The organism is Bilophila sp. T19-St14, from assembly GCF_059728385.1.
Map to the genome: position 1 here is coordinate 2,246,962 of NZ_BAAGFT010000001.1, position 25,764 is coordinate 2,272,725.

The 25,764-nt window shown below is 60.6% G+C and carries 16 protein-coding genes and 1 tRNA gene; 7 read left to right on the forward strand and 10 right to left on the reverse strand.

Annotated features, from left to right (window positions below; all coding sequences use genetic code 11):
• From AC6I1V_RS09545 to AC6I1V_RS09560, 4 genes are all read right to left on the reverse strand, one after another.
• Complete coding sequence (locus AC6I1V_RS09545; RefSeq protein WP_486853394.1) at window positions 1-2,655, reverse strand: virulence factor SrfC family protein; 2,655 nt, start codon at window positions 2,653-2,655, stop codon at window positions 1-3.
• Between the two features lie 408 nt (window positions 2,656-3,063).
• Window positions 3,064-6,093: a virulence factor SrfB gene (locus AC6I1V_RS09550; RefSeq protein WP_486853393.1), complete on the reverse strand. Its 3,030-nt coding sequence runs from the start codon at window positions 6,091-6,093 to the stop codon at window positions 3,064-3,066.
• 406 nt (window positions 6,094-6,499) lie between these two features.
• The gene (locus AC6I1V_RS09555; RefSeq protein ID WP_486853392.1) at window positions 6,500-7,942 is read right to left on the reverse strand and encodes an SrfA family protein; all 1,443 of its coding nucleotides are present in this window, start codon (window positions 7,940-7,942) and stop codon (window positions 6,500-6,502) included.
• Window positions 7,943-7,969: 27 nt separating this feature from the next.
• Entirely contained in the window at window positions 7,970-9,709 is a 1,740-nt protein-coding gene (locus tag AC6I1V_RS09560) for a S1 family peptidase (RefSeq protein WP_486853391.1), read from the reverse strand.
• A gap of 374 nt (window positions 9,710-10,083) precedes the next feature.
• On the opposite strand from AC6I1V_RS09560, the gene AC6I1V_RS09565 reads away from it, so the two are divergent.
• Window positions 10,084-10,485, forward strand: coding sequence for a hypothetical protein (locus tag AC6I1V_RS09565; RefSeq protein ID WP_486853390.1), 402 nt, complete (start codon window positions 10,084-10,086; stop codon window positions 10,483-10,485).
• A 309-nt stretch (window positions 10,486-10,794) separates the two neighbouring features.
• Here AC6I1V_RS09565 and AC6I1V_RS09570 read toward each other — a convergent pair whose 3' ends face one another.
• The 3 genes from AC6I1V_RS09570 to AC6I1V_RS09580 all read right to left on the reverse strand — a co-directional run bounded on the left by AC6I1V_RS09570 (window position 10,795) and on the right by AC6I1V_RS09580 (window position 13,297).
• On the reverse strand, window positions 10,795-11,646 hold the full coding sequence (locus tag AC6I1V_RS09570) for a glycine zipper domain-containing protein (protein WP_486853389.1): 852 nt from the start codon (window positions 11,644-11,646) through the stop codon (window positions 10,795-10,797).
• A gap of 39 nt (window positions 11,647-11,685) precedes the next feature.
• Window positions 11,686-11,940, reverse strand: a complete 255-nt coding sequence (locus tag AC6I1V_RS09575) for a hypothetical protein (protein ID WP_302551899.1) — start codon at window positions 11,938-11,940, stop codon at window positions 11,686-11,688.
• Between the two features lie 1,281 nt (window positions 11,941-13,221).
• A tRNA-Val gene (locus AC6I1V_RS09580) sits at window positions 13,222-13,297 on the reverse strand.
• Window positions 13,298-13,534: 237 nt separating this feature from the next.
• On the opposite strand from AC6I1V_RS09580, the gene AC6I1V_RS09585 reads away from it, so the two are divergent.
• The 3 genes from AC6I1V_RS09585 (at window position 13,535) to AC6I1V_RS09595 (ending at window position 17,580) form a co-directional block, all read left to right on the forward strand.
• The gene (locus tag AC6I1V_RS09585; RefSeq protein WP_486853388.1) at window positions 13,535-15,661 is read left to right on the forward strand and encodes an FUSC family protein; all 2,127 of its coding nucleotides are present in this window, start codon (window positions 13,535-13,537) and stop codon (window positions 15,659-15,661) included.
• Between the two features lie 795 nt (window positions 15,662-16,456).
• Entirely contained in the window at window positions 16,457-16,660 is a 204-nt protein-coding gene (locus AC6I1V_RS09590; RefSeq protein ID WP_302551901.1) for a DUF1656 domain-containing protein, read from the forward strand.
• Complete coding sequence (locus AC6I1V_RS09595; protein ID WP_486853387.1) at window positions 16,657-17,580, forward strand: HlyD family secretion protein; 924 nt, start codon at window positions 16,657-16,659, stop codon at window positions 17,578-17,580. Before AC6I1V_RS09590 ends, AC6I1V_RS09595 begins: the two co-directional genes overlap by 4 nt.
• 602 nt (window positions 17,581-18,182) lie before the next feature.
• Here AC6I1V_RS09595 and AC6I1V_RS09600 read toward each other — a convergent pair.
• Complete coding sequence (locus AC6I1V_RS09600; RefSeq protein WP_302551904.1) at window positions 18,183-19,481, reverse strand: phenylacetate--CoA ligase; 1,299 nt, start codon at window positions 19,479-19,481, stop codon at window positions 18,183-18,185.
• A 129-nt stretch (window positions 19,482-19,610) separates the two neighbouring features.
• On the opposite strand from AC6I1V_RS09600, the gene purD reads away from it, so the two are divergent.
• The 3 genes from purD to lepB all read left to right on the forward strand — a co-directional run bounded on the left by purD (window position 19,611) and on the right by lepB (window position 22,160).
• A complete protein-coding gene (gene purD / locus AC6I1V_RS09605) occupies window positions 19,611-20,882 on the forward strand; it encodes a phosphoribosylamine--glycine ligase (RefSeq protein ID WP_486853386.1) in 1,272 nt (423 codons plus the stop codon).
• Between the two features lies 1 nt (window position 20,883).
• Entirely contained in the window at window positions 20,884-21,387 is a 504-nt protein-coding gene (gene purE, locus AC6I1V_RS09610) for a 5-(carboxyamino)imidazole ribonucleotide mutase (protein WP_302551906.1), read from the forward strand.
• Window positions 21,388-21,536: 149 nt separating this feature from the next.
• Window positions 21,537-22,160, forward strand: coding sequence for a signal peptidase I (lepB, locus tag AC6I1V_RS09615; RefSeq protein WP_005028097.1), 624 nt, complete (start codon window positions 21,537-21,539; stop codon window positions 22,158-22,160).
• Between the two features lie 1,042 nt (window positions 22,161-23,202).
• Here lepB and AC6I1V_RS09620 read toward each other — a convergent pair.
• Together AC6I1V_RS09620 and AC6I1V_RS09625 are read right to left on the reverse strand one after the other, a co-directional pair.
• A complete protein-coding gene (locus tag AC6I1V_RS09620; RefSeq protein ID WP_486853385.1) occupies window positions 23,203-24,897 on the reverse strand; it encodes an LIC12162 family transferase in 1,695 nt (564 codons plus the stop codon).
• Between the two features lie 30 nt (window positions 24,898-24,927).
• Window positions 24,928-25,404: a hypothetical protein gene (locus AC6I1V_RS09625; protein ID WP_308771826.1), complete on the reverse strand. Its 477-nt coding sequence runs from the start codon at window positions 25,402-25,404 to the stop codon at window positions 24,928-24,930.
• Between the last annotated feature and the right edge of the window lie 360 nt (window positions 25,405-25,764).

A 25,764-nucleotide genomic window follows, 5' to 3' on the forward strand; every position in this document is an offset into this window, starting at 1 on the left:
TCAGTTGTCCTGCGTGAAAACGGAAGGGTTCAGGTTGTTGATGAGTTGTCCGAGGCGGGCGTTCTGCTCCGGATCGAAGGCCTGCCCGCCTTCATAGTCGGCGTTGCCTTCGATGAGGTGTATGAGCGCCGCCAGCCAATCGGTATAGTATTGCCTGTCAAAGGCAAGGGGTTCGGCGGCAAGGGCGGGATACCCTTCCGGATCGGGCCGCTGCCTGAAGAGGGTACGGGTGCGCCCGGCAAGCTGGATGGTGCGCTTGGCCTCGGAGACGGATGAGGGGTTGAAGCCCAGCCAGTCCACAAAGGCGCTGATGCAGTAGGCGGCCATGCTTGCCTGCCGCCAGATGAGCTTGTCGCGCCGGATATTGCGGTAGCCGGACACGTCGCGCACGGCCTGCGCCATGTCTTTTTCAAGGCCGAGGCGGGACATGCCCTGAATGAGCTCGTGGACAAGCTGCCCGAAATCTTCGGCTTCAAGGCCGAAGTACCGTTGGCGGACGGGATCGGCGGCGAGGGCGTTGAGCCGTTCGATCCACGCGCCGACGACGAGTTCCGCGAACGCGCCCGCCTCGTCCAGCGGCTGCGGGGCGGCTTCGGGCGTTTCGGCGGAGGCGGACACGAGCGGGGCCATGTCGCCGAACAGGTCGTCCATGATGTCCTGCGCGCTGGCGGCGCTGCCCATGCTCGGCTGCGGCGCGGGAGCCTGTCCGTTCCCGCGCATGAGCCGGTTTTCAACCTGATAATAGAGGGCGTACAGTTCGTGATCCCGCATGAGCATGGCCCGGAGCAGCTCCCCGAACCGCTGGTTCTGGGCGGTCAGGGCGAGGCTGCGGGCAAGGCGCATGCCGAGCTGGCGCTGCTGTTCGCGCAGGGCGGCCTTGTCGTCGGTGCGGTGGAAGCGGCGCAGGTGCTCGACGAAGGGGCGCAGGTTGTCGGCCACGCGGTCCGCAACCTGCCGCCGTTTGATCGCCGGATCGCATACCGGGCGCAGCCGGCGGCGCAGGAAGGCCACGCCGCCGTCGTTGAGGGTGAACGCGGCGTCCCATGCGGCTTCGGGATCGGCAAAGTGGCGGCGCACTTCGGGCGTATTCAGGAACTTGGACTTCATGTCCGACACATAGGCTTCCTGTTCGGAACGGATGCCGGTTTCCCGCTCGCCGTCGAACGCGATGACCGCTTCCCAGCGGAATTTGGGGTTGCGGAGCCAGAAAGTATTGTTGAACGGCTGGTCGGGCGTCCACTGTTCGGGCCAGTCGTACTGTTTGCCGAAGAAATCGAGGAGCGAGGCGTGCAGGCGGTTTGACCAGCGGGTTTCGTCGTCCATCGCGCCTTTTTTCTTCTCAAATTCCATATCGAACTTGGTAAGCACGAGGAACAGCGTGGTGTGGCGGCCCCGCCTGAGTTCGGGCGTCTTTCCTGCGGCGTCGGACACCCAGTCGTTGATGACGGCGGGCAGATCCTGCACTTCCTGATTGCTTGGGCCGATGCACAGGAGCATGCTGGTCAGCTCAAGATCGGTCTTGTAGCGCTCGAAGAGGTAGGCCACCTTGCCGCGCAGGAAGAATTGGCGGATTTGATCGGGCTTGGCGAGTTCGCGGGCCACGTCGTCGGTCTTGAGGCGGGAACGGTAGCCGGGGAAGTCGAGCAGGTCGGTATGTTCAAAGAAATCGTCCGGCTTGTGGCGCATGGTGATGGACAGCTCCGCCGTGAGCGCGGCGGCTTCGGCCCGGCCCGCCGTAACCCGGCGTCCGTCCTTCGTGACCAGTTCGAGGCTGTCCGCGCCCTCCGCCTCTCCGAGGCCGCGCAGCGTTTCCACGTCGATGATGCTGGTTTCGCGGGGGAGCAGGGCTTCCTTGCCGCAAAACGCCTCATCGGGATAGCCGAGCGCGTCGAGCACCCCGCGCAGGTGCAGGTAGAGCCCCGTAAACGGTTTGGCCTCGTCCCACAGGATTTCAAACAGCGCGGCGCGATCTTCGGGCGCGAGGCGTCCGGCGGCGTGGATGGCCTTGGGCCAGTACAGGTGCTCAAGCTTCTGGACGACGGCGGCGGCCCGGAAATTCCGGGTGACGTATTCCTTCAGGTCGATCATGTCGTCTTCGCTGAAGGAGGCCCGCCACGGTTCGCCTTTGGCCTTTTTCGCCAGTTCGTCCACGCGGGCGGCGAGGGCGTCCTCGTCGGGCGGGGTGAGGTGGCGGCAGTCGGCGTAGTAGGTATTCGTCAGGATTTTGACGATATCCAGTTCGGACAGCAGGCGCAGTTTCACGGGAAACATGGCCGGGGCTCCGCTCGGCGTCAGGGTGAAGCGCGTGACGAGGCCCGTGGACTCCTTGCCGCCCGCCGGGTTGATGTCCTGAATGAAATCGGCGGATTCGCCGCCGAGCGCCGCGAGCAGCGAGCCGTCGGCATCCTGCGCCAACGCCGAGATGAGGTAGGACTTCCCGGACTGGCTTGGGCCGAACACGCCCACGCACATTTTCCGCGCGGCGGTGGCGGCCTCCTTGCGCAGGGCGCGGGCGAGCCGGTTGCTCTCGCGCAGGAGCGCCTCGCCGGAGGAGCCCGCGGCCTGCGGGTTCGCCCGGACCCATTCGTCAACGCCGGCGAGCGTTTTGATGCCCGCTTCGCACTGTTCGACAAGCTTTTGATCGTCTATGGTCATAAGAGGAATGCCTCCCGGCGGGCTGGGGGAAATGATTTCCCCCAGACCCCCTCAGAGCGGCGGCACAGTGTTTCGTGCTGAAACGCTTCGCTTTTTCAGCACGAAACACAGTACCGCCGTTCCGAGCGAGTCAGTCGTGCCCCTTTTCATGTCGTGGAACGGCAAGAGGCCGCCCCTTGTTTTCTTCACGCGGAACCGGAGGCTTCCATCAGGGAACAATCCGCTGCGGCTCCGGTTGTTTTTCATGCGAAACCGGGAAACTTCCATCAAGGAGTAGCCCGCCGCGGCTCCGCAACCGTTTCCCGACCCGTTTGCAAAAGTCTTTGGAAGGGGTGGGGGAGGTCTGGAGGGGGCGGGGAGAACCTTTCTCCAGAAAGGTTTCCCCGCCCCCTCCGGTCTTCTGCCTTTCTACAAAATATTAAAAACGCCCGTGTCAATCCAATAGCCCTCGTCGGCGGGGAGGGTCTGGAGGCGGATTTCGAGGTCGCGGGGATTGACCGGGGTGCCGTCCACGGCTTCGATTTCGCTGACGGCGAGTTCCCCCTCGTCCCGTGACGCCGCGTCGGGCGCGTCCGCAAGATCCGCCACCGTGAAGGCGAGCTTCACCGTGTAGGGCAGACGGTTCCGGGCGTTGTTCCGTGCGGCGGGCGAGGCGAAATCCATCATGTAGAAGCGGGTGGTCGTCCAGCGCTCGGCCTCAATCTGCCGGAAGCCGATGGGGATCGGGCCGGAGAACTGGATGGCCTTGTGCAGCTCGCCGCCGGAGGGATTGTCCGTATCCGCCTCAAACCAGACCTGCGCCTGCCGGATCTGGCCGCCCGCGTCCATCGCGCCGATGAACCGGGCCGTGGATTTGAGGAACAGCGAGCCCGTATCAAAGGAAAAGCCTTCGAGATGGCCCTCGGACAGGGCGCAGAGGATGGCCCCGACCACCACGGTCGTCTTGGGGTCGGTGATCTCGCCCCGGTTGTCGGCAAAGGGGTACCAGCTTCCCACCCGGAAATCGCGCATGGGGATGATGCGGTCCGCCGGGACGGGGAGCTTGGCGAAGAAGCTGGAAATGATCGCGTGCCATTTGGAAGGCCGCCCGGTGAGCAGGAGCAGGTCGCAGTTGTAGGCGTGGATGACCTCGCACAGGTTGGCGAGGATCTGGCCGAGCGTGTTGCGGATGGTCCTGTCGATGGCCCGTGGATCGATGCGCAGGGTTACATCCATGAGGCTGAACGGCTTTCCGGTCTGGCGCTCCACGGCCTCGTTGACGTACCGGATGAGCGCGACGGAAGGGTGTTCCGGCAGGCCTTCCGTTTCGGGAGACGCGGGATCGGATTCCTGCGGGGCGTGCTCAGGCCGGAAGAACGCGGACAGCTTGCGTTCCTGCACGCCGCCCACGAGCAGATCCGCCTGTTCGTAGCCTTCAAGCATCCGGGTGACGACCGGCCCGGCGATCTGGCGGGCGAACTGGGTGCGCAGGGCCCGGTTGCGCTGCGAGCCGCCCACTGTATCCCGCCCGAAAAGCTGGCCGAGGAGGTTGCGGGGATCGGAAAGGCCCGTGGCCTGGCCGATGCAGGGCAGGACGTGCTGTTCGACGATCTCGCGGATCACGTCGTCGCCAGCGATGTTGAAGCCGTCGCGGAATGCCATGTGCGGCTTGATGCGGGCGGCGGTGGCTTCATCCCCGGTGACGGCGAAGGTGGTGATGCTCAGATCGATGGTCCCGCCGCCGATGTCCACGTTGGCGATGCGCAGGGACGGCCCGTCCGCGCTGCGTTTGCGGCCCATGAGCGCGAAGAAGTGGCGGGCGTCGCCCTGAAACTTTTCGGTGATCTCGTTGTAGAGGTAGACGAGCTGGGTGCAGGTGGCTTCATCCCAGCTGCAACGGACTTCCGGGCTGACCCGGTAGTCCGGGCGGGTGTCCCGTATCCCCTGTTTGGTCGTGTACCACTGCCCCCAGCCGAGGGTTTCCCAGATCATGCGCACGGCCCACGTCACCCAGCGGCGGTATATCCGCTGTTCAGCAATGGGCATGGCGCTGGGCACGGTGAAGATGATCCGCTTGAGGCGGCGGGGCACGTCGGGCTGTTCGCGCTCGCCGCGCTGGGCCGGGGAATTGATGGTGGCGAGCGCGTGCATGATGATCTCGCTGAGGAGAAACATCATGGTCGAGCTGCGGGTGAAATGGGCCTCGAACGCCACTTCGGGCTGCTGGGTGCGCAGGATTTTGGGGCGCGGGGAGAGGCCCGGATCGTCGAAGCAGCACAGCGGCGTGCCTTCGCGGTTGATCTGCTGGATGAACACCCCCCGCGTGACGGGCGGCTCCAGCTCGGAGCCCGTACCCCACGCGTTGAAGCGCCATTGCTGGGCGCGGGGGGATTCGTCCCACAGGTAGCGTTTGGGGCTGGACATGCCGGTATTGCCTTCCGCGCCCACGGAATGCTGGGCGAGCCGGGCGGCTTCGGGGCCGACGCGCACCACCGAAGGCCAGACAAAGGCCGGGGTGCTGCGGCCCGAACGGGCGCTCAGGCGCGGGTTGCCGAAGGTGGCTTCCGCGAACTCGATGCGCGTGGCGAAGGGGCCGGTATAGGTACGGTCCGGCTGGCTCAGATCCCGGATCTGGAGCAGGTAGCTGTCGTTCAGGTTGGTCTGGCGCTGGGGGAGGGTTTCCACGAGCATCCCGGTGGAGCGGGAGTTGCCGAGATCGAGCACGAGATCTACGTCCACGGGCGTCAGGTGGGCGGGATCGACCACGCGCACGGAGGGGACGGCCCCGCTTGCGGCGAGCGCCTCAAGGAGCGTCAGGTAGGTGGCGAGGTGCTCCATGATGAACGGCGTATTCTCGCGCCATGCGGTCCGCCCGTTGTGGCGCGCGGTCTGGTGGGCATCGTAGATTTCGGCGATCCATTCGTCGACCCACAGCGTATTGAGGAACCACGCGTTGTCGCGGCTTTTGGGCGAGAGGGCGAAACGGGCGTTCTCCGCCACGTCGTCGCCGCACAGGGCGAAATACTGGCCCGTGGGCTGTTCGCGTTCCTCAATGGCCGTATCGAACAGGAAGGTCAGGCGGTAGGCGCCGTCGGAATCCTCGCGGCTGACGTGCAGGCGCGCCCAGTTGCTCGGCCCCTTTTCGCATTTGAACGCGCCGTCCTTCCACTGCTCGTTGGAGAGCCGCAGGAAGGGCACGGGAACCCAGCGCCCCGTGAACGCTTCAAGCGCCCGGTTCGCGTCGATCTTGTAGTCGTAGTCGCCGGGCTGCCCGGTGTCGTCCAGCGGCACGGGGACGAGTTCCACCTGCCTGCGCGCGGAGGCTATGGCGGATTCCCCGGTTTGCGGGATTTCGCGGAAATACGCCCAGAACCTGCCGAGGCCCTTCGCGTCGAGGCGGCAATCCAGAAACTGCGGGCAGCCGCCCGGTATGATGCTCACTGCTGACGTGTAATTCATAGGGAGTCCTTCCAAATGGGGGCAAGGAGGGGAATCCTTCCGGGGAAAGCGGAACACCCTCCATCTTCCCCCTTGCCTTCCTCTCGAAACGTCGCCGCATTCCCTCCAAAGGCTTTCGGAAGCCGAAGGCGGGCAGAGCGGCACAAGAACATATCCGCGTGGCGTCCGTATCCCGGAGCCGCGCCGTAAAAGTTTCTCCTATGCGTCCCGGAATGGCAACCTGTTGCGCTGAGAAATGGGCGGCCCTTCATTCTTTGTGCCTTATCTCGTGACGTCTCAAAACGGGAACGACCTTTCGCGCAGCCTCCCCACCAGTTGAAAGTCTTGGGAGGGAGAGGGGTGGGGTTCGGGGAGGGGAGAGGGAAGCCCTTCTTCAGAAGGGTTCCCTCTCCCCTCCCCGGTTTCCCTAATCCCTGAAAAACTTCGCGTTCCACGGGGAGTTGTCGCCCTTGTTGCGGCCGTAGCACATGGCGGCGTTGCCCGCGCCGGGGCTACAGTCGATGCGGAGGCCGTTGAAGCTGCCCCGTGAATTGCGGCTGGTGGCGTCTCCGGTGTCGATGTGCAGCCTGCCGTTCCGCATCTGCGCGTCGGCCCGGCCCGTGTAGGTCTTGCCCTGGCGGTCGATGATGGTGATCTGCCCCTTGCCGTTCTTGCCGAAGCAGAAACGAACCTTGATCGGGTTGCCCCGCGTGTCCGAAAGCCCGGTACGGCAGTTCCAGCAGCCGTCGAGGAAGTCCATCGACTTGTCGTCCTTGTCCGGCAGCTTCATGGGATCGCCCTTCTTCGGGGTTTCCTTGGGTTCCGGCTTTGGCGCAGGCTGTTCCTTCTTGGGTTCGGGCTTGGGTTCCTCTTTGGGGATGGCGGTCAGATCGCCGAGCAGGTCGCCCAGATCCTTGGGCGGCTCGGCGGGCGTTTCCGCTTTGGGTTCCTCGACGGCGGGCGGTGCGGGGGGAGGGCAGGCTTCGGCGCGCTTCCGGGCCGCTTGGCGCAGGACTTCGAGTTCGGCGCGCAAAGCCGTCAAATCCGCTTCGGATGGGGCGGGGGCCGACGGCTGCACGGCGGGCTGCGGGGCCGGGGCTTCAACGGCGGGCGTCCTCGCGCACCCTGCGGGCAGGGGGAGGGGGGGAACCCACGGAAAGAGGAAGTGCAGGCCCCAGAACAGCAGCAGCGCGAGGAGCAGGCCGAGCAGGAGCATGAGGAGCTTTTTCCACCACGGCTCGCCTTCCACCACAACTGTCGGGGGGAGCGGGGCGGCGATGGGGCGTTCCGCCATTTCGCCTTCGCGGACGATGCGATCCGGATCGCCGGATGCACCGCTGGCGAGGGGCGTCTGCGGTGAGGGGGGGAACGGCGTGGCTCCCATCGCATAGATGCCTTCCTGCACCGAGGAGGAAGAAAGGGTCATGCCCCAGCAGACCAGCACGGGCTGCGGGGGGGACGGTTCGCCTGAGGGCGAAGGGAGGGAGGCGTACAGGCATTCCTGCGTGGGGAAACGGGTAGCCAGATGCAGCATGGTGCCGCACAGGCTTTTATAGGGATCGCTGTCCGTCTGAAGGCTGGCGGCCAGTTCTTCAATATCCGAAAGGAGGCTTTGCAGCCGCGTTTTGACGGCTTCCTGCGTTTCGGGGGGAAGCCCGGCGAGGGGCTGCACGGGGCCCGGCGTGTACCAGTCCACCGCCGTTCCCTGCGGATCCATGAGCGGCTCGGCCAGCAGGCGGGCGTGGGCTTCTCCGAGATGGGTCCGCAGCAGCCCGCTCAACTGGGCATGGCAGGCATAGACCTGCGAGCCCTGAAACGCCAGTGCGCGGTAATCCCCTTTCCGGGTGGAGAGAATGAAATATCCGGCCATATCTGACTATCCTTGTTCAGGGACGGTTCATTGGTGTTCGGTGAAGGGGATGCCCTTCCCGCGCAGGAAGCCCATGACGGCGTCGCTGCCGAGCGCGGTCTGGGTCTGGCGGTTGGAGTCCGCGTCCAGCCTGATGAAGGTGTTGATGCCGATGACGTCGCCCTTCTCGTTGACCAGCGGGCCGCCGCTGTTGCCCTGCGAAACCACGGCGGAATGCACGATGTTGCGGGGCGAGGTCTGGAGGATGGCGTTGACCACGCCGTCAGTGAACACGACCTCCGGGACGGCGTTGAAGTCGCCCCTGAGAAGCCGCAGGTAGGCGGGGTCCTGCTCGGAAACGAGGGCGGGGAAGCCCCATGCGCTTACCTTGTCGGTCCTGTTGACGGTCGGGGACAAGGGAAGGGCGGGAACCTGATCCCCTTCGGCAAGCATCACCTTGATGACCGCGAAATCGTATCCCGGCGCATCGCTGCGCGCGACGACCATGCCCCGGCGCGCACCGCGCAGGCTGGCGTTGGTCACCATCACCATGTCGTCGATGGCGTTTGCCACGACATGGCGGTTGGTCAGCACATGATCGGGATTGATGAAAAAGCCCGTCCCCTGCTGCGCGCCGCCGGGGACGGGCGCAAGGATGAGAACCGTGCCTTGTTCAAGGCGCTGCGGGATGGTGAGCGTGGACAGATCCACGGCCTTTGCCGGAACCGTGGCGTTGGCGGAAGGCAGGGGCGGGAGGGAGATGCCGGGAACCGCTTCCCCCGGAAGGGTTTCCGGTGCCGCCGTGCCGGGGGCGGTTTCTCCGGCGTCCGGTTTGGCATCCTCCTTTCCGGCATTGCCTTCAAAGAAGGCTTTCAGCTCGCACGGCGTCAGTTCCAGCAGTCCCTGCCAGAACGCCTTTTCGCGGAGCAGGTTGGCCCATTCCGCCTTGCGCGCCGCCTCTTCAGGGGATTCCATCGCAGCCGGGGGCGTTTCCGGGGCAGCGGGCTGTTCCGGGGCCGTTTTTACGCAGGAACGCAGCAGGAAAAGCAGGAGTGCGCCCAGCAGGATGCCGAGGAGCAGGGCTCCGAAGAGGCCCGCCCTGCTGCGCCGGACGATGACGTTTCCCGCCGTTGCCCCGGCAATGCCTGCGGCGGTTCCGGCAGCGGTTCCGGCAGCGGCCGCATGTGCCCCTGCCCCGGCGGAAGCTCCCGCCGCACGGCCCGCACCGGGGACGGCATCGTGTGCCGCCGTTCCCGCAACCGCTGCGGCGGAACCCCCCGCAGCCGTTCCCGCCACGCCGGAGGGCGCTTCCCCGTTTTCCGGCCCGCCCCAGAGGATTGGGGCCGTGGCTTCATCCATGCCTTGCGGGAGCAGCCCCCAGTTGACGAGCACGGGATGGCCGTTGACGACGAAAACATTGTCCGCCGAAGGGATGAACAGCGCCTTGCGGAGCAGGACGCCGCCGGGCGTGCCGTCGAGATGGGGGGCAACGGCTTCCCGCGCCCGGCGCAGGGCCGCCCGCGCCTGTTCCGCTTCTCCCGCATCAAGGCGGGAAAGCGGGGTGCCGACGCCTTCCAGCGGCGTATACCATGAAATGGAAGCGTAGCCCGCAGGTGTGGCCTGTCCGGTAACAGGCTCGGCCCACAATGTGCCGAACCTGCCAAGGCCGATTTTTTTCAGGTGGGCCTGCAACGCTTCGTACTGCGAGGGGAGCGCGCCCTGTTCCGTATGCAGGGCGGCGAAGGCGGACGTATCCGAAGCCTGTATGAAATGAAGAGGATTACCCATAGGCGTACCTTCGGCGAGGTATTGAGGAAAGGAGGAAAAACTTTTCCGATGAAAGGGGAGCCCCCGTCTTCCCTCCCGTTCCAAAGGCTTTTGTGCTTATCGAGTTTTTGTTTTCGGCATTCCCCAAAGCGGAGGCTTTGGGAAATGCCAGACGTTTCAAAGCCAAAACTATCGGCTCTGTCATGGCATGAGGTTGTTCACTTCCGCAGCGCGGTGGACATACGGCCTTTTTCCCCAGTTTTCCCCTTGGCGGGCTCCATAGCTAAGGTATTTTTCCGGTTATTCCTTTGGAACTTCAAGGAAAAAACATCAACCATTTTCTATGGCACAGCCATTTTTATTTTCGGCATTCCCTAAAGCGGAGGCTTTGGGAAATGCCAGACGTTTCAAAGCTAGAACTATCGGCTCTGGCATGGCATGAGGTTGTTCACTTCCGCAGTGCGGTGAAAATACAGACTTTTTCCAAAGTTTTCCCCTTGGCGGGCTCCATAGCTAAGGCATTTTTCCGGTTATTCCTTTGGAACTTCAAGGAAAAAAACATCAACCATTTTCTATGGCACAGCCATTTTTATTTTCGGCATTCCCCGAAGCGGAGGCTTTGGGAAATGCCAGACGTTTCAAAGCCAAAGCTATTGGCTCTGTCATGGCATATAGTTGCTTTATCCTTACAATATATTGAAAATACAAACTTTTTATTTGCTTTTTCTGCTGGCGGACTCCATGCCTGGATGATTTCACTGGTTATTCTTTTGGAACTGGCTCTGTCTAGTATATGACTGTTTTATTTCGTATTATGTTGAAAATATAGCCTTTTTATCCAATTTTCCCGTTGATGGGCTCCATGATTGGGGCATTTTATTTGTTATTTCTTTGGAATTTCAAGAAATAAAGTATCAACCGCTTCCTATGACACAGCCTTGGAATTTCAAGAAAAAAGCATCAACCGTTCCCTATGGCACAGCCACAATATTCAGGAAATTCCCGCAGGGCAGTTTCCCACCGGTCGAAAGCCTTTGGTGGATGCGGGGATGGGGGACGGGGAAGGGCCTTTCTCCAGAAAGGGCCTTCCCCCGGTTCGCTCTCCGCTAACCCTGAGCGAGCATCACCTTGTCCATCTGCAACTGGATCTCGTCGAGATCCGACTTCACTGCGGTGAGCTGCGCCGTGGATTCCCTATACGAACCCACGCCGTTGGAAAGGTTCTGCAACTGGTCGCCCGTCTGCCTGCGCGTGACGGTTTTCGCGGCCTTTTTGGTTTTCTTGGAAGTCGTGGCCACGGTCTGCACCGGAGGGATCGGACGGCTGGCCTTCTTCGCCTCAATGGCCAGCACTTGCCGGTACTCGGCTTCGCGCTTGTCGGCCTCGTTGAGCGTACTGCCCAGAATGGCGGACGCTTCGGCAAGCCCGCTCTTGATTTCGGCATAACGCTGATCAAGTTCGGCGCGGGTGATGCGCTTGGCCTTGTAGTCCTCAAGGGCGGCCCGGAACTTTGCGCTGTAACAATTATACGCCACCTGCCCGGCGGCGGTTACGCGGTTCAGGGAGTTGACGTCGGCGTTCAGGTCGCGGGCATAGCTGGCGAGGCGGACACGGTCGTCCTTCTCGTTGTTGTATTTGGCGACGAGATAGCTCGCCCCGGCTCCGGCTCCCGCGCCGATGGCGGCCCCGGCCAGAGCGCCTTCCGCCTTCCCGGTCTGGCTCGCGCCGATGACCGCGCCGAGCAGAGCGCCCATCGTCGTGCCCATGACCATTGTGGTGTTGAAGCTCTTTTCGGCGCTGCGCAGGTCGGCGATGGGCTGATAGCAGTCGGGATAGTAATGCACGTCCGTCATCTGCGCGCCGTATTTGCTGGCGCAGCCCGTAGCCAGCAGGCTGCAAAGGCACGTCATGACGATGCAGCAAAGCGCCCCTTTCCGGGTGGTGAAGCTCCCCTTCATGCCTGTCTCCATGCGTTGCGGGTTATGTACAGTTATTCTTTATTCATCAATGGTTCGGTGCCCGAAATACTCGTCCCCTTCCGGCGTCAGGGCGATGTCGTTGGAGACGTGGTCGGTGACGCGGCAATAGCCGAAGTTCAGCCATTCGTCCACGACATCGCCGAGCGTGGAATGGGAGAACCCCGCCTGCTCCGCCTCGTCCAGCAATTTGGGAAAGACTCCGGGCGGAAGCGGCTTCGGGGCGTTTCTGAGCGCTTTTCTGAGCCATGATTCGGCGGATTGGAAATCGTACACGGGGAATCCTTTCCGGGGCGGGCCCGGCATCTGTCGTTTTTGGGGGAAGCCCTGTCAAAGGATACGGTTGCTATTTTTATCCAACATGGGGAAACACAATATCTTACCAAATATTATTGGGGAACGCTGCGGCTGAGGCATGTTATCGATTCTTTATTTGGAGTTTCAAGGGATAAAAGAACGGTCGATTGCTATCGGCACGGCTTTTGGGGAATGGTATGCCGTTTCGCCAAAATCATCAATGTGATGCCATAAGGTGATGACGCCGGGGGGGAAAATGCCATTATAGATGAGCGTCCGCCGCATTGCTTATGGCTGTGCCATAGAAAGCGGTTGATGTTTTTTGCCTTGAAGCTCCAAAGGAATAACCGGCAAAATGCCTTAGCCACGGATTCCGCCGATGGGAAAACTGAAAAGTATGTATGTTCACCGCGCTGTGAAGAGGAAGCAACCACATGCCATGACAGGGCCTTGTTTATTTACGGTGTGGCGGGAGGGGCCTGAAACGGAAATCGCCGGGCCGCCGCGCTTTTGCGGACGGGACAGCGCGGAGCCGCCTTGGAGGGCTGAAAACGTAACGCCCTTCAACAGTAACCGATTGATACTTTTGAAGTTCCCAATAAAGATCAATGGTTCGGGTATGACGCCCATCGACGGAAAAGAGATATGACGTACGGCATATTCACTGCATTGTGTGTGAATATGCCAATCATATTCTGTGGCAAGGCCAAACGTAAAACCCCCGGCAAGCTCTAGGCCTTTCGCGCGGAAGAGACAATCGGTGGAAAGGAATCTGCCTGCCGTTTTTCGGCCCTAGGTTCTTCGGATAGAGGAACCAAGCCCAGATGGGCGGGCGGCTCTCCAAGCGCCCGTTTAGGTTCTCCATGTGGAGGTACAACGGGGGAGATATTAGGAAGCGCAAGGTGAGGGGGCTGGCATTAGCCGTGAGGGGAGCCGGGGAGGTTCCGTTCCGAAGGGGGGCCCCTTTTTGCCATGGGGAGGGCGGTACTGCCGTATGTCCTTCGAGGGGAGGGGATGGTTTTTTGTTTACGTGTTGGGGATGGTATTGGAAAAGAAAGGCTCCGGCATGGGGTGTAGCTGTATTATCTCCACAGGATAGTGAAAATGCAAACCGTTTCCCCTTTTCGCTGGCGGGCTCCATACCTGAGGCAGGTTCTTGGCTATTCCTTCGGAACTTCAAGAAAGCATCAACCATTTCCTCTGACACAGCCAAAAGAAAAAGGGACTTGCGGCGTTTATTCCGTAAGTCCCTGAATTAGCTGGTGGGCGGTACAAGACTTGAACTTGTGGCATCCGCCTTGTAAGGGCGGCGCTCTACCAACTGAGCTAACCGCCCGTTCGTATGCAGGGCTTCTTATAGGGGAAAACAGGCCCGAAGTAAAGGGGCTTCGGGTATGAGATATTCACTTTTGTAGTAAAATCCACATTTCAACTGTCTGAAATTTAAAATGAATTTTTTAGAAAATCATCGAAAAGGCGGATGCCTCCGGGGATTCTCAAAGCTCTCAGCGGATTGACGGACATCTGAGGCACGGTACTATGGCGGCATCCTTAACCTCCACCTACCTTTGCCATGACCGCCGAACTGTCCGCCCGAATCCATGCCGCCGCCGTAACCGCGCTGGCTTTCGTCTGTACGTATGTACTGGCGTTCTATTGGAATCTGGACAGGCCGTTTTGGGCGGGGTTCACCGTGTTCGTGATCAGCCTGCCGAGCATCGGCCAGACGCTGCAAAAGGGCGTGCTGCGGATGTTCGGTACGGTTGCCGGGGCTGTCGCCGCCCTTGTCCTGCTTGGGCTTTTCGCACAAGAGCGCATGCTCCTTCTGTTTGTGCTGTCTCTCTATCTGTGCCTGATGCTGTATCTTATGCTGACCAGCGTTTACTACGGCTATGCCTTTTTCATTTCCTGCATCGTCACGCTGATCATCTGCCTCATGGCGGTTCACGAACCGCAGGACGCCTTTCATCTTTCCGTATACCGGGTTGAGGAAACATTGCTCGGCATCGGCGTATATACCGTTGTAACACTTGTTTTTTCTCCAAGGACATCCATCAAGGGCCTGTATCGCGGCGTGCGGGAGCTCATGGCGGGGCACAAAGCCCTTTTCGTCATGGGCAGGGAGGCCGGGGCGGAAGGCCAGATGAGCCGCATGTATGCGCAGTATGTCGGCATGCGGGAGCTCCTCGATAAAGTTGGGCAGCTCATTCCCGCCGTACAACTGGAGGCGTATCAGGTTTACCGTTGCCGGGAATACTGGGGGCGCGCTGTCCGGTGCAGCGCCGAACTGCTGGAGCTCCAGCGGCGCTGGATGGGAACCCTCGTAGCCATGAAAGATTTGGATATGGCGTCCCTTTTCCCCCATTTTGAGTCACGGATCGCAGAACTGGGCAACTTGTTTGAACAACTGGATGCCTTGGGGAAGGAAGGCCATCCCGGAGGTTCCGCGAAGCCCGGAGACGTACAGCCGCTCGCGTTCGATGAAAGCGTATTCGAGAAACTCGGCTCGACACGGAAGGGTTTGGCGTTTTCCGCGGTGAACCTGTTTGAGGAACAGGCGGCGCACTGCCGTGAGCTGCTGATGCTGGCCGGTTTCCTGCTGCATGGCGGGCCTCTGCCCGAACTGAAGCCGTCCGCTTCAAAAAAGGCCTTTTCCGTCATCAAGCCTGAGCAATACGCCTACATGTCCCAGATGTTCGTCATTTTCTGGGCGGCGGCGCTGTGCTGGATACTCCTCAACCCTCCGGGGCTGGAGTCCATCGCCTTTCTGGAATTGACCATCGTGCTCGGACTCATCGGCATCATGACCGGCGAGGACAAGCCGCTGCGTCAGGTGCTGATCTTTGCGCTCGGCATCGGCTGCACGGGGTTGGCCTACACCTTCATCTACCCTCTGGTTTCCAATCTCGGCGGGTTCATCGTCATGATGGGGGTATCGGGATTTTTCATTACGTTCGCGTTTCCGCGCAAGGAGCAGAATTTCACCAAACAGGCCTTCATGCTGCCGTGGCTGTCCATAGGCAATTTTACGAACCTCCCGACGTACGATTTCGGGCAGTTGCTGGTTGGTTCCTTTACGCTGCTGTTCGGCATTTCCATCGTTTCCCTGATCCATTACGCGCTGTTCATGCCCAACACGGAAGCCCGTTTTCTCCAGAGGCAAAAGGCCTTTTTCCGCTCCTCGGAAACATTGCTGCTCCATTTGCGGGCTTGCCGCGAACAGCGGCGCGGCTCCCTGTTCCGTCTGGGGATGTTTTTCCGTCTGCATCGGACGCGTTTTTTGGCTGAGGAGATCGGCATTTTGGCCAGAAAGCTCCCCGTAACCTTTGTGAAGCCCGAACTCGTCCGCGTTTTTTCCACGGAGGTTCAGGACATGGCGTCCTCGATGCAGGGGCTTTACGCCCGGCTCCGCTCCGTGGACAGCGACCTGCTTTGCCCTTCCCAGCCGGGGACGGCGCGCGTGCCGCTTGTGGAAGCGCCGTTAAAAGACCGGCTTGAATCCATGGAAGCGGTGGTCCGTTCCATGATTGACGGCTTGCGGGAAAGCGCCCGCGTCGAGAAAGGGCCGGATGCCCACGCGGGTGGGCAGGCCGTGCAGGATTTGCTCGTTTCCTGTGCGGGCATCATGAAATCGTTGTCCAATACGCTTGATTTGATGCGCTCCCTCCCTGTGGAGGCCGATTCCCGGAACAGGTTTTGAGGGAGTGTGAGATTGGGGGAGGGGAAAGGGAACCCTTCTGAAGAAGGGCTCCCTTTCCCCTCCCCCAAACCCCCTCCTCTATCCCTCCCAAGACTTTCGGCTGGTGGGGAGGCCGCGCCACAGCCCGTGCCTTTTACGGGGTTTTGGGGGAGGATACGACGTATTGTGATTTGTTTTGGGATGTTATGCAGAAATACAACGAATTGGTGAGAGCGGGCTTCTAGGGCGTGTTCACACTATGCCGAGTTTTTCCAATGACTGAAGCGGGCTGGTAGAAACATTCAGCATTGCTCGAAATTGAGTATAATAATTTGTAAATATTATGTTTATTCTTTTTGTGTGAACAGACCCTAGAGCATTTTCACGTTGAAAATGTTCTTCCGGCTGTGGGAGGCAGGCCGTCGTTGCGAAGGTATAAGTACAATGTATTTGCGCTATTCAATGCCGAGGCGAGCGTGTCTTAAATTTTAGGCTGTGTCATGGAAAATGGTTGATGCCTTTTTCCTTGAAGTTCCAAGGGAATAGCCAACAGAATGCCTCAGCCATGAAGTCCGCCAAGGGGAAAACTGGAGAAAAAGGCTGTATGTTCACAGTGTTGTAGAGATGAAAATAACCATATGCTATGACAGAGCCAAATTAAAGTTCATTTGCCCTAGGCTGTGTCGTCAATTGTATAATTTATTGAAATTATTTAACTGGTTACGAGCAATAAAAATATTTTTAATAATTTTAAATAGTTATATTTAAGATAGCGACACAACATAAAATTTTCCCGCGCCTTGAAGGGAGGTGGGTATGCCGCATGAGCTTGCCTTGATGGGCATTTATTTTTCGCCGTTCCTGCCCATAGTGCTGTTCGGCATTCTGGGCGCGCTGGCAACGGCGTTTGTGTTGAACCGCACCGGGCTTTCCGGCTGGTTCGCCAACCCGCCGTGGGTGTTTATGGCGCTCATCGCCATTTATGTGTGTCTCCTCCTACCGCTTGGGATGGTTCTATGAGCATCAACAGTTTGCTTCGCTGGTTCCTGACGCTGCTGATCATCGTGATTGCCTGTATTTTCTGCTATATCCGCTACAACGCCTATTTCAGGAATCCTTGGACGCGTGACGGGATGGTGCAGGCGGAAGTCGTTCAGGTCGCCGCCCGCGTGTCCGGGGAGGTCAAGGCCGTGCATGTCCGCGACAATCAATTTGTGAAAGTGGGCGATCCGCTTTTTGATTTGGACGACAGGCCATTCCGCGTAACGCTTTCGCAGGCCGAAGCCAACGTGCGCCAGAAGCAGGCCGTTGCGAAGGCCGCCCGTGACAGGGCGGAGCGCGATGCACGGCTTCAGCGGGGCGCGCCGGGTGCGATTTCCCCCGAAGCCTTTCAACAGGCCGAGGATCAGCTTCTGTCCGCCGAGGCTGATGTGGCGGTTGCGCAGGCCCAGTTGGAGCAGGCACGGTTGAACCTGAGCTTCACGCACGTTACGGCTCCCGTGAACGGGTACATCACCAATCTGACGGTACAGCCGGGGACCATGTCGACGGCCTATCGCCCTTTGGTTGCCCTGATCAATGCGGACAGTTTCCGCGTGGACGCCTTTTTCCGCGAGACGCAGATCCGGGATTTCCGCCCCGGCGACCGGGCGCTGATCACGCTCATGACTTATTCCGATACGCCGCTTGAGGCCACGGTGGAGAGCATCGGCTGGGGGATCGCCCGCGAGAACGGGAGTACAGGCGAGCAGCTTTTGCCTTCGGTCAGCCCCACGTTCGAGTGGATACGGCTGGCGCAGCGCATCCCCGTCAGGCTTCATTTCGATGCGCTCCCGAAGGGAATCGAGCTCCGCGCGGGCACGACTGCCTCGGTGCTCGTCCGCGTCCATCCCGAAGATGTTGCCGCGTCCATCCCCCCGTTGCCTACGATTGGGCAATAGGGAACGGGAAAGATTGGAGGAGAAGGGGAAACTTTTTGAAGAAGGAGTGGAGCACCCCCACGTTTTCCCTTCCCCCTTCAAACTGCCAGATCGGTTCGCTCCTCCCCCATCCTTTTCAAAGATTTTCGACTGGTGGGGAGGCTGCGCGGCGGGAGTTCGTTCCACTCCGAGGCGGAAGGCAAACATTTTCTGCTAGCTCAATTCCCAATCCCTTTTTTCCAAGGCTCTGTCATAATATCTGGTTGTTTCATCTCCACAGCACGGTGAACATACAGCCTATTTCTCCAGTTTTCCCCTTGGCTGGATTCACTGATAAGGCATTTTGCCGGTTATCCCTTTGGAACTTCAAGGAAAAAGCATCAACCATTTTCTATAACACAGCAAAATAAAACAACCATATGCTATGACAGAGCCTTTCCAAAAAGAAGAGCCTGAACTCTGCGTTCAGGCTCTTCTTTTTGTCCACAGGGAAAGCGGGGGAACAGGGATTCGATAAACACGAAAGTCTTTGAAGGAGGGGGATGGGGTTTGGGGAAGGGGGAGGGAACTTTCTCCAGAAAGTTCCCTCCCCCTTCCCCAATCTCAAATCCAACCCCTCACTCTCAATCACTCAGCCTCAAATCGGTGATGCGCTTGGCCTTGGAGAAGGTACGCGGCAGCGCGCCGGGATCGACGATCTCGACGTTGATGCGGGCCATGATGCGCTTGTGCATCTCTTCGCCGATGGCGCGGGCAAGCCCCGCGTCGTTGCCGGAACCGACGCCGGACTGACGCTCCACGCGCAGGCGCATGTAGTCGAGCCCTTCCGAACGAGTGAGCTCAATATGATACTCGCCGCCCACATCGGGATAGAGGTTCAGCACGTCGGCAATCTGGCCGGGATAAATGTTCACCCCACGGAAAATGATCATGTCGTCCGAACGCCCCCGGATGTGCCCGTGGCGCGGGATGGCGCGCCCGCAGGGGCAGGGTTCGGGGATGAGGCGGCTGAGGTCATGGGTACGGTAACGGATGAGCGGCACGGCTTCCTTGGACAGAGAAGTCACGACCATTTCACCGACTTCGCCTTCGGGAACGGGCTGGAGCGTGTAGGGATCGATGATCTCGATATAGAAAAGATCCGCCCAGTAGTGGATGCCCTCCCCAACCTCGCAGTTCAGGCCCGTTCCGGGGCCGTACATCTCGGTCATGCCCGCAATGTCGTAGCTGGCCTCAAGGCCGAGCTTTTCAGTGAAGCTCTGGCGCATTTTGAGGCTGTGCGGCTCGGAACCGAAAATAATCTTCCTGAGCGCGATTTTGTCGCGCAGATTGTGGCGCTCCACTTCCTCGGCAAGGAGCAGGGCCATCGAGGAGGTGCAGCCGATGCAGGTGGTCTGCATGTCCACAAGAAGCTGGAGCTGCATGTCGATGTTGCCGGGGCCCACGGGGATGGTGAGCGCGCCGAAACGCTCGCTGCCGAGCTGGAAGCCCGCCCCGGCTGTCCATAGGCCATACCCTACGGCAATCTGCATGCGGTCTTCCGTGGTCAGCCCGGCAAGCTCATAGCAGCGGGCCATCTGGAGCGCGAACGTGTCCACGTCCTTCTGGGTGTAGGCGAGGATTTTGCGCTTGCCGGTCGTACCGGACGAGGCGTGCACGCGCACGACTTCGGAGGGCTCCACGCAAAGCAGGGGCAGGGGGTAGCCGTCGCGCAGGTCGGTCACGTCCGAAAAGGGCAGGCGGCGGACATCATCAAGGGTCTTGATGTCCTCGCCGCAGGAAATGCCCGCGGCGGCGAGCTTGGCGCGGTATTGGGGGCTCTTCATGGCCTGCCGCACCGACCATCGGATGCCCGCGAGCTGGTGTTCGGCAAGGAAATCGGCGGGAAGATGGGGAAGGAAGCGGGGCTTGGCAGGTGACATGGCGTCTCTCCGGCAGGGCGGCGGCAACGGGGTTGCCGGTTGTCTTTTCGACGGTAAACGGCTAGTGTCGATCGATTCAAACAAACGAAAGTTTGCTATTTAGCAGAAAATATTTTGGAGGGAAAGTACATGCGCGTACTCATCATCGGCTCCGGCGGACGCGAACACGCCTTGTCGTGGAAGGTCGCCCAAAGCGGAAAAGCCGAGAAAATCTACTGTGCTCCCGGCAACGGCGGAACGGCGCAGGAAGGTGAAAACATCCCCCTGAAGGACAGCGACATCGCCGGGCTAGTGTCTTTTGCCAAGGAAAACGCCGTTGATTTTGTGATTCCCGGGCCGGAGCTTCCCCTTACCCTCGGCGTCGTGGACGCCATGACTCAGGCTGGCATCCGCTGTTTCGGACCGAGCCGGTGGTGCGCGCAGCTTGAGGGCAGCAAGGCTTTCGCCAAGGACATCATGCAGAAAGCGGGCGTCCCCACCGCCGCCTGCGGCGTGTTCACCGAACTGGAAGCCGCCCAAGCCTTTGTGGAAGAAAAGGGCGCGCCCATCGTCATCAAGGCGGACGGCCTCGCGGCGGGCAAGGGCGTCGTCGTGGCCCAGACCAAGGAAGAGGCGCTCGAAGCGCTCGGCCAGATCATGGGCGGTATGTTCGGCGCGGCCGGAAGCCGTGTGGTCATCGAAGAATTTCTGGTGGGCGAGGAAGTTTCGCTGTTGGCGTTCTGCGATGGGAAAACGGCCCTCCCGCTGCCTTCCGCGCAGGATCACAAGGCCGTATTCGACGGCGACGCCGGCCCCAATACCGGCGGCATGGGCGCTTACAGCCCGGCCCCGATCGTTCCCGATGCGGATCTGGAAAAGATGGCCGACATCACCATCCGCCCGATCCTCGCTGAAATGGCCCGGCAGGGGCATCCCTTCACCGGCATCCTCTATGCCGGCCTGATGATGACCAAAGACGGCCCGAAAGTTTTGGAATACAACGTCCGTTTCGGAGACCCGGAATGTGAGCCCCTGCTGATGCGCCTTGAAAGCGATCTGCTGGAGATCATGGATGCCTGCATCGACGGTCGGCTTGATGAGGCCAAGCTGTCCATCCGGCCGGAATCCGCGCTCGGCGTGGTCATCGCCGCCGAAGGCTATCCCGGCAGTTATCCGAAAGGGATGGAAATCAAGGGCATCGACGCCGTGGACGCCCTGCCGGACGCCAAGGTGTTTCAGGCGGGCACGAAGCGCGAAGGCACCCGCACCCTGTCCAGCGGCGGACGCGTGCTGTGCGTGACCGCGCTTGGGAAGGGGCTTGCCGAAGCCCAGAAGCGCGCTTATGAAGCCGTCGCCAAGATCGACATGGAAAAGAGCCAGCACCGTTCCGACATCGGTGCCAAGGGCTTGAGGAGACTGTAATATGGAAAAAGCCAAGGTCGCCGTCTTTATCGGCTCCGCGTCCGACGAGGCCACCGTAGCCCCCTGCGCCGACATCCTGAAAAAGCTCGGCATTCCGTTCCGCTTCACGGTGACTTCCGCCCACCGTACCCCCGAACGTACCGCCGAACTCGTGGATTCGCTGGAAGCTGCGGGCTGTGAGGTGTTCATCTGCGCCGCCGGCATGGCCGCCCATCTCGCCGGCGCGGTTGCCGCCCGCACCATGAAACCCGTTATCGGCATCCCCGTCGCCGCGTCCCCGCTCGGCGGCATGGATGCGCTGCTCGCCACCGTGCAGATGCCTCCCGGATTCCCCGTCGCCACCGTCGCCCTTGACAAGGCCGGGGCCCGGAACGCCGCTTGGCTGGCCGCCCAGATCCTTGCGCTCCATGATCCCGATCTTGCCCAGCAGATCCGTGCTTCCCGCGAGCGGTTCAAGTCCGACGTCGCCGCCGCCGGGGCTGAGATCGAAGCAAAATACTGTTGAATTCTGTAAAAAAAGCCTATGGGGAAGGGGCCTTTGAAGCGGCCCCTCCCCGTACCCTCCCCTCAAACGCCCGTGTCTTGAGTCCGGGAAAGGCATCCGCCGTTCCCACAGGGATTGAAGGGCACTTTTCTTAATGGACTCCCTCCTTTATGAATGAACAACTTTCTCTCATCCAGAGGTTTCGCAAGACCGTGATAGGGGAATACGCCGAGGCGCTCATCTGGGCGGTAGCTCTGGCTCTGGTGCTGACCACGTTTGTGGTGCAGGCGTTCAAGATTCCGTCCGGCTCCATGCTGGAAACGCTCCAGATCGGCGATCACCTGCTGGTCAACAAGTTCCTCTACGGCCTGCGGAATCCTTTCAATGACGACTACCTGATCCGCGGCGTCGAGCCCAAGGTGGGGGACATCATCGTGTTCCGTTACCCCAAGGATCGGAGCCTCGACTACATCAAGCGCATTGTGGGCGTCCCCGGCGACACGCTGGAGATGCGGAACAAGGTATTATACCGCAACGGCGTTGAAGTGCAGGAACCCTACACGCAGCATTCGCAGCCGCTTATCATGATTCCGGGCCGCGACAACTGGGGGCCGATCACCGTGCCCGCCGACAAGTTTTTCGCGCTCGGCGACAACCGTGACGATTCGGCCGATTCCCGCTTCTGGGGCTTCCTTGACCGCAACGACATCCGCGGCAAGGCGTGGCGCATCTACTGGTCCGCCGACGGCCTCAGCAACATCCGTCTGAACAGGATCGGGAGAGCCGTCGAGTAAGGGAACAGTTGGGGAAGATTGGGAAAGATTGGGGAAGGGAGGGAAAACTTTTCTGAAGAAAAGCTTTTCCCTCCCTTCCCCAAACCCCATCCCTCCCTTTCCAAAGACTTTTGACCTTATCGAATCCCTCTTGTCCGCTTTCCCTGCGGGCAAAAAGAGGTGTTTGGAAGGGATATACGGGCTAGGGGCAGGTGGTCGCTTTCCCTGTGGAAAAAAAGAAGAGCCTGAACAATGCGTTCAGGCTCTTTGTTGTTGAAAGGGCATTGGTGAAGAGGTGAAACAGGGGGCTTAGTTTTTCTGCCTTGGAGTGGAACGAACTCCTGCCGCGCAGCCTCCCCATCAGTCAAAAGCCTTTGAAGAGGAAGGGGAAGAAAGGGGAAGGGGCGATCCGCTCTGGCAGTTTGGAAGAGGAAGGATAAGTTTTCTCCAGAAAGGCTCTCCCTCCCTCTCAACTCCTTCCGCGCTCTCAAGGCGTTTGCCTTGTTGAATTCCTTTTCCCCGCTTTCCCTGTGGGCAAAAAGAAGGGCCTGAACAATACGTTCAGGCTTTTTATTGTTGAAAGGGTATTGGTGAAGAGGTGAAACAGGGGGCTCAGGTTTCCTGCCTTGGAGTGGAACGAACTCCTGTGGCGCGGCCTTCCCACCAGTCAAAAGTCTTTGAAGAGGAAGGGGGAGAAAGGGGAAGGGGCGATCTGCTCTGGCAGTTTGGAAGAGGAAGGATAAGTTTTCTCCAGAAAGGCTCTCCCTCCCTCTCTCAACTCCTTCCGCGCTCTCAAGGCGTTTGCCTTGTTGAATTCCTTTTCCCCGCTTTCCCTGTGGGCAAAAAGAAGAGCCTGAACAATACGTTCAGGCTCTTTGTTGTTGAAAGGGCATTGGTGAAGAGGTGAAACAGGGGGCTTAGTTTCCCTGCCTTGGAGTGGAACGAACTCCTGTCGCGTGGCCTCCCCACCAGTCAAAAGTCTTTGAAGAGGAAGGGGGAGGTTTGGAGGGGGAAGGGGAAACTTTCTCCAGAAAGTTTCCCCTTCCCCCTCCAATCTTCTCTTCTACACATCCTTCAACACGAGCTTCCACACATGCGGGACGTCGTCCTTGTTCGTGAGGGCGTGCTGCGACGCCCACGGCCTGCACGCGGCGCGGACGGAAGTCCACCAGCCGGGCACGTCGCCCCAGACTTCGGCGGCCTTGGCTGCTGCGGATTCCGGCGTGTCGTGCAGGATGCCCGCTTCCCGGAGTTTGCCGAGCAGGGGCAGGGCTTCGGGGGTGAAGCTGGCCGTATCGGGATTCCAGTAGAGCAGGAACGGGATGTTCGCGGCAAGCGCCTGCGCCAGCGTCGTCCCCGCATGATCGAGCACAAGCAGGCGACAGCCGAGCAGATGCGGCTCAAGGGGGCCCGTGCAGCGTTTTACCTCAGGGAACCGCCGGAGCAGCCACGGGGCGTCTTCAAGGGAAGAAGGGACGTCGAAATAGGGCCGGTACTGGGACTGCCTGCGGAGCTCTTCGGGCAGGGCGGCCATGAAGCGGGCCTTGCCCTCCCGGTAGGCGAACTGCTGCCGCCCCCGGAGCATGGACTTGAGCGTGTAGGGCAAGAGGGCCATCTCCGTGCCGACGAGCAGCAGCGTGGGCGACTTCTCGCGGTGGGCGTCGCGCAGGGCCGCAAGCTGGGGATGCGGCAGGGGCAGGAAGTTGCCGGGCATGAGGCCGTGGCGCTTCCATCCCCATGTGATGAAACGATGCTGGCAGTACTCGACGAGCGGATAGGCCACGGAAGTCCTGACATAGCCGTACTCGCCGCCGTGCTGGATGAAGATCATCCGGCAGCCGCGCCCCCGGTGCAGGGCCATCTTGATGCGGTAGGCGTCGTCCTCGCAGGCCGCCACGCTGACCACGCGCGAACGGATGCGGGCCTGTTCGTGGCCGAGCGTCTGCGGGATGGACGCTTTCCGCAGGGATTCGGGGAGCAGGGCGACGGCGAGATCAAAGGCTTCGTCCTCCGTGAATCCGAGAGGCAGGGGCGGCGCGGACGGATCGCCGAGCAGCCGGAGCGGGATGGTGTCGTCCCGGCGATCCCGGTTGAGCGTGAGCACCACGGACAGATCGAACGACTGCCTGAGGCTGAACCCTTTGACGCGGGGAAAGGGCAGGCTGAACAGGATGTTCCGCGCGGTATGCTTCAAGAGGTTTTCCCGTCTGGCCGGGGCGGCCTCGCGTTGGACGGGCGGCAGTTCCTCGGCAGTCCATGCGGCGGGCCAATCCCGTTTCAGCAGGCGGGAAAACAGCCAGTGGTTCCACTGAGGATTGAGGATGCCGCCCATGATGAAGTCCTGCGTGTCCGCAAAGGCGAATGCCGAAGCGTCCAGCACGGGTACGGAGAGGGGGCGGCTGCCGAACGCTTCCAGAATCCCGGCGGTACGGTACAGGCGGTCAACCAGCGTTTCCACGGCGCGGACGAGCCACGGGGCCAGTACGAAATCCCAATAGCGGTCGTCGTGCTGCGTGCCGTAAAGCCCATTCAGATAATCCCGGAGCCGGGGGGCAAGCTGCGTGACGAGCTGGCGCGCCTGTCTGGCGGCCGTTTCCAGCCGTTCGGGATCGGCCAGCGGTTCCGGCGGCATGTCGAAACCGGTTTCTTCGGCCGACGCCGGGGCAGTACACCACGGCCCGGCCAGAATGTGGGTGGCCGGGGCCGCGTTTTCCGGGGCCTTACCAAGAATCAGCGTCGTGATGGCTTGAGTGGTCACAGGAGGTGCCTCTTTCCGCGCCGCAGGCAATCAAAGGTTTGTGGGCGCTTCCGGTTTTTCCTTGTTGTACTGCCGCATCTGCTCCCGGAACAGGTTCATGGCGTCGTCGAACAACTGCGGCAGCTGGTTGTTGAGGGTGTCCTCAAGTTTTGACCCCAGTTCCTTGCCGTCCTTCTTCGCCTTGTCCATCGTTTCCGAGATGCTTTCCTGAAGGCGCGGGGCTTTCGCAGCCGCATAGAAGGCCGGGGCCACGTTGCCGGCCGCCTTTTCGATCTCTTTGCATTCGCCGACGGTGATCTTGCCGTCTTTCATGGCTTCGTCGATGAGCGGCATCAGCTTCGTGCGGAACATCACGGGATCGATGTCCCGCAGGCCGAGGAGGGAGGCGTACTGGAGGGGCGTGATCTCGTCGGTGTCCTTCGGGCCGTCCGATCCGAACAGCGATGCGCCCGCATAGGCCGGGCTCAGCAGCATCAGGCATACGGCGGCAATGAGCATTTTTTTCATGGCGTTTCCTTTTCGGCTATGTGTTGTTGAGTCCCGGAGAAGGGGCCTTTTCCCGAAAGGAGGCCCTTTGGCCTTGCCCTTTCTTTTGGCCCCGTCCGCCTTCCCGCAAGATGCACTTTCCCCGTTTCCTTTTTGGGAAATGCCGGAACGCGCCGGGCTTGAGGAAGATTGAAACACAACGAACCGAATGCTCAATGATTGTCTTTCCGCTCCCTCCTGCGGCGGGCGCACCATGCCCCCTTTCGGCGCGGGGGCTTATGGGAGGAGGCGGCCCGCACCGGATGGGAAGGAAAAAGGGCAACGGCACGCTGTTCCTCGACGAAATCGGGGACCCGCACCGAATGGGGCAGGGAAAAGGGG

Coding starts and splice junctions, on each gene's coding strand:
- AC6I1V_RS09545 (WP_486853394.1), bottom strand. CDS start 2,655: ATGACCATAGACGATCAAAAGCTTGTCGAACAGTGCGAAGCGGGCATC.
- AC6I1V_RS09550 (WP_486853393.1), bottom strand. CDS start 6,093: ATGAATTACACGTCAGCAGTGAGCATCATACCGGGCGGCTGCCCGCAG.
- AC6I1V_RS09555 (WP_486853392.1), bottom strand. CDS start 7,942: ATGGCCGGATATTTCATTCTCTCCACCCGGAAAGGGGATTACCGCGCA.
- AC6I1V_RS09560 (WP_486853391.1), bottom strand. CDS start 9,709: ATGGGTAATCCTCTTCATTTCATACAGGCTTCGGATACGTCCGCCTTC.
- AC6I1V_RS09565 (WP_486853390.1), top strand. CDS start 10,084: ATGCCAGACGTTTCAAAGCTAGAACTATCGGCTCTGGCATGGCATGAG.
- AC6I1V_RS09570 (WP_486853389.1), bottom strand. CDS start 11,646: ATGAAGGGGAGCTTCACCACCCGGAAAGGGGCGCTTTGCTGCATCGTC.
- AC6I1V_RS09585 (WP_486853388.1), top strand. CDS start 13,535: ATGACCGCCGAACTGTCCGCCCGAATCCATGCCGCCGCCGTAACCGCG.
- AC6I1V_RS09590 (WP_302551901.1), top strand. CDS start 16,457: ATGCCGCATGAGCTTGCCTTGATGGGCATTTATTTTTCGCCGTTCCTG.
- AC6I1V_RS09595 (WP_486853387.1), top strand. CDS start 16,657: ATGAGCATCAACAGTTTGCTTCGCTGGTTCCTGACGCTGCTGATCATC.
- AC6I1V_RS09600 (WP_302551904.1), bottom strand. CDS start 19,481: ATGTCACCTGCCAAGCCCCGCTTCCTTCCCCATCTTCCCGCCGATTTC.
- purD (WP_486853386.1), top strand. CDS start 19,611: ATGCGCGTACTCATCATCGGCTCCGGCGGACGCGAACACGCCTTGTCG.
- purE (WP_302551906.1), top strand. CDS start 20,884: ATGGAAAAAGCCAAGGTCGCCGTCTTTATCGGCTCCGCGTCCGACGAG.
- lepB (WP_005028097.1), top strand. CDS start 21,537: ATGAATGAACAACTTTCTCTCATCCAGAGGTTTCGCAAGACCGTGATA.
- AC6I1V_RS09625 (WP_308771826.1), bottom strand. CDS start 25,404: ATGAAAAAAATGCTCATTGCCGCCGTATGCCTGATGCTGCTGAGCCCG.